This window comes from Coleofasciculus sp. F4-SAH-05 (genome assembly GCF_040222985.1).
Lineage (GTDB): Bacteria > Cyanobacteriota > Cyanobacteriia > Cyanobacteriales > Coleofasciculaceae > Coleofasciculus > Coleofasciculus chthonoplastes.
This window is the reverse complement of sequence record NZ_JAVKBY010000061.1, coordinates 32,801-45,858: the sequence shown is the minus strand read 5'-3', so window position 1 is coordinate 45,858 and position 13,058 is coordinate 32,801. Positions and strand designations below refer to the sequence as shown.

11 protein-coding genes are annotated in these 13,058 nt (G+C 45.1%); 7 read left to right on the top strand and 4 right to left on the bottom strand.

Annotated elements, in window-relative coordinates:
- Positions 1 to 43 precede the first annotated feature (43 nt).
- The 3 genes from RIG27_RS07325 to RIG27_RS07315 all read right to left on the bottom strand — a co-directional run bounded on the left by RIG27_RS07325 (position 44) and on the right by RIG27_RS07315 (position 2,291).
- Positions 44 to 1,342 carry an ABC transporter ATP-binding protein gene (locus RIG27_RS07325; protein ID WP_446343808.1) on the bottom strand — a complete coding sequence of 433 codons (1,299 nt, stop codon included), beginning with the start codon at positions 1,340 to 1,342 and terminating at the stop codon, positions 44 to 46.
- Positions 1,343 to 1,570: 228 nt separating this feature from the next.
- A complete protein-coding gene (locus RIG27_RS07320) occupies positions 1,571 to 1,930 on the bottom strand; it encodes a DUF5615 family PIN-like protein (RefSeq protein WP_446343806.1) in 360 nt (119 codons plus the stop codon).
- On the bottom strand, positions 1,908 to 2,291 hold the full coding sequence (locus RIG27_RS07315) for a hypothetical protein (protein WP_446343804.1): 384 nt from the start codon (positions 2,289 to 2,291) through the stop codon (positions 1,908 to 1,910). The genes RIG27_RS07320 and RIG27_RS07315 overlap by 23 nt, the downstream gene beginning before the upstream one ends.
- 247 nt (positions 2,292 to 2,538) lie before the next feature.
- Here RIG27_RS07315 and RIG27_RS07310 point away from each other — a divergent pair, with 247 nt between their 5' ends.
- The 3 genes from RIG27_RS07310 to RIG27_RS07300 are packed head-to-tail and all read left to right on the top strand — an operon-like array spanning position 2,539 to position 6,586.
- Positions 2,539 to 4,524, top strand: coding sequence for an N-6 DNA methylase (locus tag RIG27_RS07310; RefSeq protein WP_446343802.1), 1,986 nt, complete (start codon positions 2,539 to 2,541; stop codon positions 4,522 to 4,524).
- Positions 4,518 to 6,164: a restriction endonuclease subunit S gene (locus RIG27_RS07305; protein WP_446343800.1), complete on the top strand. Its 1,647-nt coding sequence runs from the start codon at positions 4,518 to 4,520 to the stop codon at positions 6,162 to 6,164. The genes RIG27_RS07310 and RIG27_RS07305 overlap by 7 nt, the downstream gene beginning before the upstream one ends.
- Complete coding sequence (locus RIG27_RS07300; protein ID WP_446343799.1) at positions 6,164 to 6,586, top strand: type II toxin-antitoxin system VapC family toxin; 423 nt, start codon at positions 6,164 to 6,166, stop codon at positions 6,584 to 6,586. The genes RIG27_RS07305 and RIG27_RS07300 overlap by 1 nt, the downstream gene beginning before the upstream one ends.
- 28 nt (positions 6,587 to 6,614) lie before the next feature.
- Here RIG27_RS07300 and RIG27_RS07295 read toward each other — a convergent pair whose 3' ends face one another.
- Positions 6,615 to 8,639, bottom strand: coding sequence for a protein kinase domain-containing protein (locus tag RIG27_RS07295; RefSeq protein WP_446343797.1), 2,025 nt, complete (start codon positions 8,637 to 8,639; stop codon positions 6,615 to 6,617).
- A 243-nt stretch (positions 8,640 to 8,882) separates the two neighbouring features.
- On the opposite strand from RIG27_RS07295, the gene RIG27_RS07290 reads away from it, so the two are divergent.
- The 4 genes from RIG27_RS07290 to RIG27_RS07275 all read left to right on the top strand — a co-directional run bounded on the left by RIG27_RS07290 (position 8,883) and on the right by RIG27_RS07275 (position 13,027).
- A complete protein-coding gene (locus RIG27_RS07290; RefSeq protein ID WP_446343795.1) occupies positions 8,883 to 9,431 on the top strand; it encodes an FHA domain-containing protein in 549 nt (182 codons plus the stop codon).
- A 264-nt stretch (positions 9,432 to 9,695) separates the two neighbouring features.
- Positions 9,696 to 10,070: a four helix bundle protein gene (locus RIG27_RS07285; protein ID WP_446343793.1), complete on the top strand. Its 375-nt coding sequence runs from the start codon at positions 9,696 to 9,698 to the stop codon at positions 10,068 to 10,070.
- Positions 10,071 to 10,262: 192 nt separating this feature from the next.
- Positions 10,263 to 12,227: a mechanosensitive ion channel domain-containing protein gene (locus tag RIG27_RS07280; RefSeq protein WP_446343791.1), complete on the top strand. Its 1,965-nt coding sequence runs from the start codon at positions 10,263 to 10,265 to the stop codon at positions 12,225 to 12,227.
- 491 nt (positions 12,228 to 12,718) lie between these two features.
- Positions 12,719 to 13,027: a hypothetical protein gene (locus RIG27_RS07275; protein ID WP_446343789.1), complete on the top strand. Its 309-nt coding sequence runs from the start codon at positions 12,719 to 12,721 to the stop codon at positions 13,025 to 13,027.
- The last annotated feature ends 31 nt before the right edge of the window (positions 13,028 to 13,058 follow it).

Sequence of the window (13,058 nt, the reverse complement as noted above, 5' to 3'; positions counted from 1 at the left end):
GACGTAGCAGGCTACGTCTCTACAACCCTTATTCAGCTTTCCCCTAATTAGACCGAATGGCTTTACCTGTTCTATCGTTAAAGAAATGAACTTTATCCGCGTTAATCGATAACCAAATTTGATCGCCGACTTTGACAAGATGATCGGCGGGAATTCTGGCTTGTAAGCGGGTTTTTCGATCCAGTTTGACTAATAAATAGGTATCATTGCCCAAGGCTTCAACTTGTTCAACAGTGACCGATAAGTTTTTTGGGGCGGGAACACTGACACTCAAATGTTCGGGACGAATTCCTAGAATTAAAGAACGTCCATCATAGTCTTGCAGAAAGGGTTGCCAAACTTCTGGAAGCGTCAGCCGAAATTGGCGATGCTGAATTAGCAGGGGCGCTTTAAATTGAACCGGAATAAAGTTCATCGGCGGAGAACCGATAAATTCGGCGACAAACCGATTAGCGGGGTGGTTATAGAGTTCTAGGGGAGGGGCAATTTGCTGAATTTCTCCCTGATTCATCACCGCAATGCGATCGCCCATCGTCATGGCTTCGGTTTGATCGTGGGTGACATAGAGGGTGGTGGTTCCTAACTGGCGTTGTAAGCGCACAATTTGACTACGGGTTTGGGCCCGGAGTTTCGCATCGAGATTAGAGAGGGGTTCATCCATGAGAAAGACTTGGGGATTCCGGGCGATCGCACGCCCTAGGGCGACTCGTTGCTTTTGTCCCCCAGATAGCTGTTTGGGAAGTCGATGCAGCAGGGGTTCAATTTGCAGGAGTTTGGCAACGTAGCGAACTTGGTCATCAATCGCCCGTTCGCGATCGCACCGATAACGCCATCGTTTAGGGAGCGATCGCGTCATCCTAATTAAAGCATTCTCGACCCAAAGCGGCATCTCGGTTGTAGACTTGTCGTAGGCTAATCCCACCGTTGTTCGCCGCAAGCCAAAGGCAATATTATCGTAGACCGTCAGGTGCGGATAGAGGGCATAATTTTGAAACACCATAGCAATATTGCGGGCTTTCGGGGGCAAATCATTCACCATGCGATCGCCCACCCAAATTTTCCCCCCGGTTAATTCCTCTAATCCCGCAATCACCCGCAGCAGGGTACTTTTGCCACAACCCGAAGGACCCACCAATACCATAAACTCGCCATCGTAGACTCTCAGATTAATCCGCCGCAAAACATTCACGCTTCCCGATGACGGAGAGGAGGAATCAACGGCTACCAGTGGCGCTTCATCGCTAGGAGTGAGCAAGGGTTCTGTCGTCACAGGCGCGACAGTTGACCCCTCCTGGCGACTAGGAAAGCTTTTGTAAACGTTTTCGAGAACAACCTGGGACACGATGATGATTGGGGATGAGCGACAGTGATAGAGCTAACTATACTATTATGTTCGTTTGCGTCATGAACTGAGGTTCCGAACCCAAGTTTTCGGTGAGAAGCAGCTTATCAAACTGGGTTCGTAGTTGGTACTTTAGTACCATCAGCGAAGACAGCGCTGACTACAAACTCTAAACTTGAAGTTAATTTTTTCATCTGCGATCGCCAGGATTTTTCTCGGTTTAGCCATTCAGTAGTTCCATTGATTGAGAACAATGAATTGATTTTCCAAAGTATAGCCTGCTTGTTCAAGGTTCGCGATCGCCTGAACAATGGCTTGATAACTCATATTTTTGGCAATATCAGGATTTTGGAACACTGCCAAGATACCGGGATGCACGGGATTAGCTTGATGAAGTTCCTGAAAGTCATCGCAGTTACGGGTTAGTAACACTCGCCTTTGTTGTCTAGCATAGTTGAGTACCCTTAGATCCGCTTGACCCATCAAATCTGCTTCATTCACACTCAGCACATTATGACCGACTTTTTGAAGTAAATTGACCAAGTATTTTGCTTGAGAATCTTCATCAAGGAGTAGTTGTAGGCTCAAGTAAAACTCCTTTTTCTTCTAAACGATAACGTTCTTCGTCTGCTTCTAGCTTGATCAGATCCCGATGACTTTCGCAGTAATGGATCACTTCATAGATTGCAGGTAGAGGCAAATCCCAATTTTCTGCGGCTTGTTCTGGTGTCATTTCATTGACAATCTTATCTTGCCAAACTGTTGAAGCCAGGAGTTTGCGTCCTTTTATGTAAAGTTGGCGTCGCCACGGATGGGGACGTGCTACCAGATAGTACCAGTTTTCCTGTAGGTTGGTATCATCCAGGGATTGAATGATCGCACTGATCAGGGCGAGGCGATCGCTTACCGATAATTGGTTAACCTGTTCTTTTATCTCTTGCAGAGACATGGAGATACTCCGACCCATGCCGGTGTCTATATACAACTAGATCTAGTTTATCCAAATACGCGATCGCTTTGTCTGTTTGAAGCAAAAGCGAACATAAGTGCATTGGCTTAACGACTCAAAAACAAGATTAAATATTATAATAAGAATAGGGAACCTGTACAGCAAAATAAATGTGTTGATTTTAATTCATCAATTTATAGTAAAACATTAAGCAGGATAAATTGCTGCACTTTTGGGCATAAGGGCAATGGCTAAGCTACTGGCAACACTTCCGGACGGGAAGATCTGTGACTTCATCGATCAAAAAATTCGGAACGATACACCTGAAGAGTACGTTCGTCAAAATATTGAGCGTCGTTTAATACTGGAGTTAAATTTTTTTTCAGAGCAGATTGAGGTTGAGTTTCCAATCAAGGTTGGTAGCAGGCGGGTTCGTGCTGACCTGGTAATTTTTCGCGAGGGAATTCCCCATCAGCAGGAAAATGCTTGGATCATCATTGAATGCAAGAAAGACTCTGTACAGCCTACAGCGAGTAAGGATGGTGTTGAGCAACTAAAGTCCTATATTTTAGCTTGTGGCGCTGAGTGGGGGATGTGGACAAATGGCAAATTCAAAGCTGTTTATCGATTTATTCGTGACCAGGATGGTAAGGTTATTGAAACGATAGAACCGAATGATATTCCATCAAAGGATGGTAGTTTTGAAGAGGTAGACAGACCGACACGGGAATCTTTAAAGAATGCCGTTGGTGATAATCTCCTATTTTCTTTCAAAATTTGCCACGACCATATTTATGTAACAGATGGCTTGCAGAAACAACCTGCTTTTTTTGAGCTGTTAAAAGTCATCTTTTGTAAAATTTATGATGAACGTAATTTTCCCAAGCCTATCGAGTTTTATGCAACGGCCCGTGAAAAATCTACTAATGATGGTCGATTGACTGTTTTTAACAGAATTAGCAAAATTTTTGATGCTGTTAAAGCACAATACCCAACCATTTTTGATGCTAACGAAAAAATCAAGCTTCAGCCTCGTTCATTAGCCTATATTGTGGGAGAACTTCAACGATACAGCTTCCTCGATACGCATATCGATGTGAAGGGAAAAGCTTATGAGGAGCTAGTCGGAGCAAACTTGCGAGGAGATCGCGGAGAATTCTTTACCCCGCGAAACATACAGCGCATGACAGTACGGATGCTTAATCCCAAAGTTGATGAAATGATTCTAGATCCGGCTTGTGGGACAGGTGGTTTTCTGGTGATTGCGATGAACGAGGTCATTGAAAAGCTGAGACAAGAAGCAGGAATTACGGAACAATCTAGTTCGTGGATGCGCGAGGAGCTAAATTCCAAAATTCAAGAAAAAGCTAAACAGTGTTTCTTTGGAATTGATATTAATCCAGATCTCGTGAAAGCTACTAAAATGAACATGGTGATGAACAATGATGGCTCTGGAAATATTTTAAGACAAGATGCCTTGTTGCATCCTCATCAATGGGAAAGTCGATTTAAGCAAGAACTTGCAGCTGCCTTAAAGATTGACTCTAATAGTTTACGAAGTTATAAGGATTTGGCACATTTTGATATGATCGCGACAAATCCTCCTTTTGGTTCAAAGTTACCCATCAAAGACAGGGAAACACTCAGTCAGTATCAACTTGGACATATTTGGCAAGAAACGTCAACCGGTTGGGAACCTACGGAGCAGCCTCAAACGTCTGCGCCGCCAGAAATACTATTTATTGAGCGCTGCTGGCAATTCTTAAAACCTGGAGGCAGGATGGGGATTGTGTTACCCGATGCAATTTTGGGAGCGCCAGGATTACTCTATGTGCGATATTGGATGATTAAAAACTGTCGTATTGTGGCATCAATTGATCTTCATCCCGATACATTCCAGCCTCACAACGGCACTCAAACTTCGGTGCTAATTCTCCAGAAGAAGACCGAAGCAGAAATTAACCAAGGGATTATGTCAGATTATGAAATTTTTATGGCGCAGGTAAAGGCAATAGGGCATGATAAGAGAGGGAATACCGTTTACCGACGGGATGATCAGGGAGAAGAAATACTTTTTCCCCCTAATCCTGAAGAAACACCTCTCCTAGAGCGTACAGCAACTGGAGAGGGAACCGTTAGACCTATTCCTCGCCAAAAGGTAGAGGCTGATGACACTCCATTTATTGCTGATGAGTTTTTGAGTTGGAAAAAGCAGGTGGTGTTGAGATGGTAAACTTTGCATATCAACCGGAATATAGACCTCCAACGGCTGAAACTGAGCTAGAAAAATTTTCTACAACGGTCAAGCTTAGTGAGGTTTTTGATGCAGGCGTTCGTCTGGAAGCCTCAGCTTTTAGTATTGACGCTCGCAATGTAGTTACAGCCTTAGAAAACAGCGGTTTACAACTCATACCTCTCTATGGTGAAGGAGGACTTTGCAAAGGGGGGTATTACCCTCATCGCTTTAAGCGAGTTTACGTAAGTGCTGAACAGGGATTACCATTTTTGTCTAGCTCTGAAATTATTAGCTTACGTCCCACCACTAATCGTTTTATAAGTTGTAAGTATACCCCAAATTGGCATAATTTTTTGCCTAATAAATGGGATGTATTACTTTCTCGCTCTGGAACTATCGGTAATATTGGTCTAGCAAGTGAAACTTTTCTAGGTAAGGCTCTTTCTGAACACGTCATCCGGCTTCAAGCCAGTGATCCCGACACTGCTGGATACATTTCAGCTTTCCTACGGAGCCGTTATGGTCGTCTCCAGGTGATTCAGGGGACGTATGGATCTGTTGTCAATCAAATTGAACCGGAACACCTCGCACGAGTTCTAATTCCCAACTTGCACGCTATTCGGCGGATTGAGATTGGCAGGCAGATGTGCAAGGCTGGTGAGCTGCGAGATGAAGCAAATCGGCTATTGGATGAGGCAGATAAACGACTGCATGAACGCTTAAATTTGCCCGATCTGAACTCAATAGTTTCTAATCATAATAAATCCTTGACTAATACCATCAAAGCCTCGCAGTGGATGGGACGATTAGAAGGTAGTTTTCATAATCCGATTGCTCTGGCTGCTGAGAAAAAGTTGCGCGATTTATCTGTGGAAGTGACTACCGTAGGCGATGTGCGAGTCACGAGAGAAGTTCGAGCAATCACTAAATTCCGCAAACGAGTTTATGTCGAGAAAGGTGGAATTCCTCTACTTAGCAGTAAGCAGATTTTCCAAGTTGCTCCAGTAGACGTTAAGCGGCTGGCTAAAGGCGCACACACTAAGGATTTGCCGGAAATTCAGTTAGAAGAAAATATGATTGCCGTAACCCGTTCTGGCACAATTGGACGGGTACAAATCATTCCAGCTTACATGGCAGAGTGGGCAGCTAGTGAGGATGCGACAAGAATTGTAGCTGCGTCGGGTATGAACTCAGGTTATCTTTATGCTTGGCTAGCATCCGATTATGGTCATCGTTTGATCACTCGGCATTCTTATGGCTCGGTGATTGTTCACGTTGACTTAGAAATGCTAGCATCTGTGCCTATTCCCTTACCCGAACCTTCTATCAGAGACGAAATTGGCAATCTAGTTCTCAAAGCCAATGCGTTACGTGATCAAGCTTGGCGTAAGGAGCAAGATGCTATCGGTAAGCTAGAAAACTTGATTGCGAAGGGTAGAATTGTTGAATGTCAAACACAAGCAGTTGGTGAAGTTCCTGAAATTGGAGGGTTATCTTTCGATCCTGATGCGCCCCCCATTTGGGAATTGGTTGCCGAAATTTCTGCTCAAGTTCCTGATGAAGAATGGGAAAAGTTACCCACTGATCTAGCGAGGAGGTTCGATTATTACCAGAAACAGAAGCACAAGGACGATTGATGAGGATTTTGTTTGCGGATACGGGTTATTGGGTAGCATTTCTCAATCCTAAGGATGATTTGCATGATAAAGCTGTCAATCTTTCAAAAGCGATTCAACCTGCTCATATCGTTACGAGTGAAATGGTATTGACTGAAGTATTGAATGACTTCTCAGCTAGAGGCGAGTACTTTCGTCAGGTCGCTGTTAATCTGATAAAAAGTCTTTACCAGCATTCTAACACCACCATCATTCCTCAGACCAGCATTCAATTTCAGGCGGCATTAACTTTATACGAACAACGTCCTGATAAGGAGTGGAGTCAGACGGATTGTGTCTCATTCAAAATTATGGAAGAACAATCTATTTTTGAGGCTCTAGCTTATGACAAGCACTTTGTACAAGCAGGTTATACAGCTTTGATGCGACGTTGCAAACGATAGATTCTTTTTAACCGTTGAGATAGAGGTTTCATTTTTTCGCCTCGGCTGCGATTAACATGGTTGCTGCATATTCATTATTGGGTTGAATTTCTAGCGCCTTTTGCAAAGACGCGATCGCGTCATCATACTGTTCCAATTCCATATAGGCTTCGGCTTTGTTAATCCAGGCGTTGGCGGAATTGGGTTTAAGCTGAATGGCGCGATCAAGAATAGGAATCGCTTTCTCCGGTTGACCTAATAAAATTAAAGCAACACCTTGATTAATCCAGGCTTCGGCAAAATCTGGCTTCAGGGTTGTGGCTTTTTCGTAGAGGTTTAGCGCTTCTTGGTGTCTTCCTAACTGATCCAACGCCGCACCCTTACTCCACAAGGCTTCAGGATAATCAGGATTAATGGCTAAAGCGCGATCGCACGCCTGAATCGCTTCTTGGGGACGCTGCTGGGTGTTTAAATCATAGCAGCGTTGCCAATGGGTTTTGGCGTTGGCGGTATTAGGGGAAGGAGAAGCCGATGGAACGGGTGATGGTGTTGGCTGAACCTTGGTTGGCTTTGGCGCTAGGGGAGTTGGTGTTGGCGTTGCGGGTTTGGGGGGTGCAGGATTTTGAGTGACTGGGGGTGACTTTTTCACAGAAGGGGAAGGAGTTGATTCCGGTGAAGGAACAGGAGACGGTTGTTTACCTGTTTTTGGTGTATCAGGAGTAGGCTGTTCAGAGGTAGGTGACTCTGAGTCTGAACTGGGATTCGTTGGTGTCTCCTCAGTGGGGGAAGGTTCAGGGGATGATGTGGGCGATGGTTGAGTTGCAGAGTTCGCAGAATTAACAGTTAATTCCTGACTCTGATTCGTCGTTTTGCTGGTAAACTGCGGAATCAGCCGTGTTGTCGCGACTCCAGCCGTTCCGCCGACAATGCCTAAAATTGCTACAACCCACCAAAGATTCAGCCCTCGTTTTGGGTTTGAACCGGGTGTAACCATTGTAGGAACCGAACTCCCTGATGCGGGTTGGGAATTCCGCCAGGTTTCGGGTAACTGAGTGCTACTGGTGGTTGATGGGGATGGAGTTGGGGAATCTGGAAGACCTCTCTCCAAACCTCTCTCCTGCTCTTGAGAAGGCTTTGAATGTTCTGGAATCGATGCTGTGGTGTCTGAGGAATCGGGTAATCGTTGCGTTGTATCGGAGGCTGGAATATCGCTGGATAGACGTTGCAGGGCGTTTAAGGCTTCGGTAGCAGTTTGATAGCGATCGCGGAAATCATACCGGATCATCTGATCCAGAATTTCAGCCAAGTTGAGACTAACATGAGGGGCTAAATCACGCCACTGAATTTCCCCCGTCTCTGGATTTTCCCGCAGCAATCGAGGATGTGTCCCGGTTAAGGCTTGAATCCCTAATAGACCCACCGCATACACATCACTACTAAACCGGGGTTGTCCACCCAACTGTTCTTTAGGAACATAGCCTTGAGTACCAATGGAAATGGTTAAATTGGTTTGTCCCGATTGAGGATGACTAAATTGGGTGGTGACTTGCTTTACCGCACCAAAGTCAATCAAGACAATTTTGCCATCCGGCTGGCGGCGAATCAGATTAGAGGGTTTGATATCGCGATGAATGACATTTTGCTCATGGACATACGCCAAAACCTGGAGAATATCCTGTAGTAGGGCAATGGTTTTAGATTCTAACCATTGTTGACCTTTTTTCAATTCCTGGGTGAGGGGATTGCCAAGAATTAATTCTTGTGCTAAATAAAATTCCTGATTCTCTTCAAAATGTGCCAGCAGCCGGGGAATTTGGTCATGATTACCCAGTTGATAGAGAACTTGAGCTTCGGTGTCAAATAGGCGTCTAGCGGTTTCTAGGCTGGCGGGGTCAGTGGTTTTCGGTTTAAGTTGCTTAATCACACATTGAGGGTGTCCAGGTAAATGGAGATCTTGCGCCAGAAAGGTTTGACCAAATCCACCTATTCCTAGTTGACGCTCGATTTTATAGCGTCCACCGAGGGGTTGATCCGTATTCGTGGATTGAAAGCGACGGAAAAGATTGAAACTCATACCCTACCCCTCGTTACAGGAAAACTGCATCCTTAACCTATTATCGTAATTATTTTTAACGATATGATTTTGATAGGAATCAAATCATCATCACCGTTATCAAAAATCCTTTACCCGATTGTTGAATCGACGACCCAAAAAACTTGACGTGACAACAGGCGTTGCAGTTTCGGTGAATGCCTGCACGATCACTCAAAAAACGGGAACCATTACTATAGCAGGTGTTCGAGGTCTACCACGTCTATGTATATTCAATTAACCTGGGAAGATCCAGAAATGGGGGAAGTCAAGCGATCGCTCTTAGCTGCACCGATCGCGATCGGTCGAGAATTGGATCAAATGCCAGAGTATTGGGGAGGAGAGTCGGTATCTCGGTTAGAACTGGCTAACCCAGAGATTTCACGGTTTCATGTCCTGATTACGGTGGCAAATAACCAAATTTATATTACCGATCAACGCAGTGCTAACGGTACATTTCTGAATGGGCGACCCCTGCGTCAAGCCAATCAACCCATTTCGTTTAAAGATACCCTACGGATGGGTCCCTATAAAATGACCGCCACCTTAGTCCACAGTAATGACCTGAACGCCACCGCCCAGAGTCCCAATGTAGCCAGTTTTAAACCGTCGGTGAAGTCTATCCCCCAAAAGAAAGTAGTGATCTGGGCGATTGGGATCGGCGTTCTCTTGTTAACCACATTTGGCGCCTGGGCAGTAGCCAGCACAATTTTAGAGCGATCGCGCCCTCAACAGTCGCCTACAGCGCCGTCTAGTAGTCGTCTGGTGAAATGAAGCTGGGGAAGCTGGGGAAGCTGGGGGAGCTGGGGGAAGCTGGGGAAGATACACCGTAGTAGGCTGGCAAGCTTAAAGTTGTGGGTAAAATTTTTCTGGATCGCTACTCTCATAAGGGTTCCTTGAAAATACTTGACCACTGTTTTAAGCTTGCCAAGCCAGTAGGGTGGGCATTGCCCACCAGAATACGAGGAGCGTGACATTCAACTTATAGTTTATTTGAGTAGTAAGTATTTGGTTTAGTCGAGGAAGATGAGTAGAAACATGTTGAAAAGCCATAGAGACTTAGAAGTTTATAAGATGGCGTTTGATTCAGCCATGATAATTTTCGAGTTATCTAAAAAATTTACTGTAGAGGAGCGATATTCTTTAACTGACCAGATTCGTCGTTCTTCTCGCTCAGTTTGTGCCAATCTAGCAGAAGCCTGGCGTAAAAGACGATATGAAGCTGCCTTTATTGCTAAATTGAATGACTGTGAAGCAGAAGCGGCTCAAACTCAAACTTGGATAGAGTTTGCTGTTAAATGTAGCTATATGGATATTCAAGTCGGTAGAGAAGTTTATGGAACGTACAACCAAGTTTTAACAGGTTTCGTCAACATGATCAACAATCCTTCACCTTGGCTAATGAAGCATTAAACTTATCCAATTAGTGATGTCTGCTATTCGGCGTTAATAGTCATTTGTGAAAATAACCCATCCCTAAAAATGCTCCCTCAGCTCCCTCAGCTCCCTCAGCTCCCCCAGCTCCCCCAGCTCCCTCAGCTCCCCCGGCTCCCCCAGCTCCCCCGGCTCCCCCGGCTCCCTCTAAAACGTTGGCGGTTTATCCTGTTGGCATTGCTGACGCTACTGCTGACGCTGAACCCATTTCCCAGCTTTGCCCAAACCTCCCCAACCAATCATAATGACAAAGCACCCATCGTGCTAGATGGTCGCGTTTTACTACAGGTAAGAAGTTTAAATAATAACTATACAGCCGAAAATCGGGCAAAGCGGATTAACGATATTTTGGCGCAAGCGGTGCAATCCTCTCAACCTGTCAGCGTTGAAGTGAATCAGACAGAGGATCAAACCACCCTAACTATTCCTTCCTTGCTTGAGTCAGACCATTTACTCACTGTAACCGACAAGGATGTCCTACCAGAACTAACTGCTCTTCAGCAAGCCCGAATTTGGCAGAGAATTCTGGAAAAGGCATTTGTACAAGCAGAATTTGAGCGATCGCCCGCCTATATTCGTCAGGCGTTAGGCTTTGTCCTTGGGGCGATACTGGTTGCGATCGCGATTCATGTTGGTTTACTGTTTCTGGGAAAATGGGTGTCTCATCGCTTGAGAGTGTGGCTAGGACAACCCACCTCCTCGTTTCACGCCTGGGAAGATCCCGCCCAATTCATGGTACGCCTTGCCCGACTAGGGTTACAGGGCGGATTATGGATCGCGATCGCCTATTATGTGACCGATTTGTTTCCCGCCAGTCGGATTTGGCGCTATGAGTTATTCGATTTTATCGCTAAGGTTTTTGGTATTCTTAATGCGCCAGTGATTAGCTTAGGTAGTAGTAAATATTCTGCCCTAGAATTACTATTGCTTTTGGGCTTAACTGTTTGCTTGTGGTTTGCGGTTAGTTTTCTGACTAAGCTGTTTAAATCCTATGTCTTAGCCCACACCGGGGCTGAACCCAGATTGCAAGAGGTGATTACTGTCCTCACTCAATATGTTCTCACCTTTCTCGGATGGATTGTCCTGTTACAAATTTGGGGTTTAGATGTTGGGTCTTTAACCATTCTTGCCAGTGTTCTCGGTGTAGGGATTGGTTTTGGGGTTCAGAATATTGCCAATAACTTTATTAGCGGGATTATTATTACCTTTGAACGCCCCATCCAAATCGGTGATTTTGTCAAAGTGGGTGAATTACTGGGAACCGTAGAACGCATCGGCGCACGCAGTACGGAGATTTGTACGTTAGATCAAGTCACCATTATCGTACCCAACTCCCGCTTTTTAGAGACTGAGGTAATTAACTGGAGTCATGGGAACCCGATTTCTCGGCTGCGGATTCCTGTGGGTGTGGCGTATGGTTCAGATATCGAGAAAGTGCAAACCGCCTTACTTGAAGCTATCAAAAATCATCCCGAAGTGCTGCTGCAACCGCCGCCTCAGGTATGGTTTCAGGGGTTTGGGGAGAGTTCCCTCGACTTTGATTTATTGGTGTGGACTGGAGAACCGAAGAAACAGTTTAAAGTTAAAAGTGATCTCAACTATCGGATTGAAGCCTGTCTGCGTCATTATAATATTGAGATTCCCTTTCCGCAACGGGATTTACATCTGCGATCGCCTAAACTTGACGAAATTTTCAATCTGTTATTAGATCGGGATTCATCGACATTTTTTCCTCGATCAATTGAGCCTGCGAATGAGAATCAATCCAACCATACTCCCCATTCTCAACCGCAAGACTCGCTCACGTCTACGACTGAGATATCCGGATCAGTATCCCGGACAATCACTCCAGCCAAAACCCTAACCGAGACAGAAATTGAAGCATTAGTTGCAGCGATGCGGGGTGCAGATGGTGTGGAAATAAAAGATCGTCGCTATCGAGGAAATCTTTATCCTCAATGCTTCATTGGTGCAGAAGCCGTGGAATGGCTAGCACAACGGACTCAGAGTTCTCGACAAGAAGCGATTCGCATCGGACAAATTTTCATTGATAGCAGTATTATTCATCATGTTCTTGATGACTATGCATTCCAAGATGATTATTCATTTTACCGATTTTATCAAGATAATTTCTGATACAGGGGATTCGGCTGAAGACAGCACAGGCATTTATCAATACGGTTGCTCCCGCAGAATTTGGCGACAAAGCAATTCAGATCGATGGAAGTCACCCGTCTGGTAAGCTGTTCGGCATTTAAACCTTAATGTCAAAAACGGCAAAACCCTTGTAATGCGTTAAGCGAAGCCATGCCGCAGGCTTTGCATCTTGCTCGCTACCCATTCCCAATTTAAATGTGTGACAGCTTATGACTTGAACCTAGGGCGTCGGAGATCGGACTCATGACAAGATGATGCCTACCGGAGTGGCTACGGGTTTTATGGCAAGACGGAAACTATTGGGCGGTTTTATCGAGTTTTTTACTTTTTGAGTTTAACTTGGCAGATGAACCCGAAAAATTCAGGGCTGTTTAAGGGTTTAACGGCCATTAACGCCAAGTAGAAACGTATAAGCAACTTGATTACCCCGGTAAGAAGGTTGAATTTGGAAAATTTTAGGAGGTAATGCTGTGAAGCTGAAGATTATCGCTTTTTCACTGTTGTTGGGTTTGACATCATTGCTGGGAGCTTGTCAGACTGATACAACTACACCTGATGAGACGGGTGTAGAAGAGCCAACTCCAGCAGAAGAAACCGAGACTATGCCTGGAGAGGAAGAAACTGAGGCTATGCCTGGAGAGGAAGAAACTGAGGCTATGCCTGGAGAGGAAGAAGAGGAAGAAACTGAGGCTATGCCTGGAGAGGAAGAAGAGGAAGAAACTGAGGCTATGCCTGGAGAGGAAGAAGAAGAAGAAGAAGACGGTGAGGCTACGCCATAACCATAGCTTGATCAGAACGTGAACAGCTTAC

What these genes read in the sequence shown, in the direction of transcription:
- RIG27_RS07315 (WP_446343804.1), bottom strand. Translation starts at nt 2,291, where the DNA reads ATGTCTCTGCAAGAGATAAAAGAACAGGTTAACCAATTATCGGTAAGC.
- RIG27_RS07310 (WP_446343802.1), top strand. Translation starts at nt 2,539, where the DNA reads ATGGCTAAGCTACTGGCAACACTTCCGGACGGGAAGATCTGTGACTTC.
- RIG27_RS07305 (WP_446343800.1), top strand. Translation starts at nt 4,518, where the DNA reads ATGGTAAACTTTGCATATCAACCGGAATATAGACCTCCAACGGCTGAA.
- RIG27_RS07300 (WP_446343799.1), top strand. Translation starts at nt 6,164, where the DNA reads ATGAGGATTTTGTTTGCGGATACGGGTTATTGGGTAGCATTTCTCAAT.
- RIG27_RS07295 (WP_446343797.1), bottom strand. Translation starts at nt 8,639, where the DNA reads ATGAGTTTCAATCTTTTCCGTCGCTTTCAATCCACGAATACGGATCAA.
- RIG27_RS07290 (WP_446343795.1), top strand. Translation starts at nt 8,883, where the DNA reads ATGTATATTCAATTAACCTGGGAAGATCCAGAAATGGGGGAAGTCAAG.
- RIG27_RS07285 (WP_446343793.1), top strand. Translation starts at nt 9,696, where the DNA reads ATGTTGAAAAGCCATAGAGACTTAGAAGTTTATAAGATGGCGTTTGAT.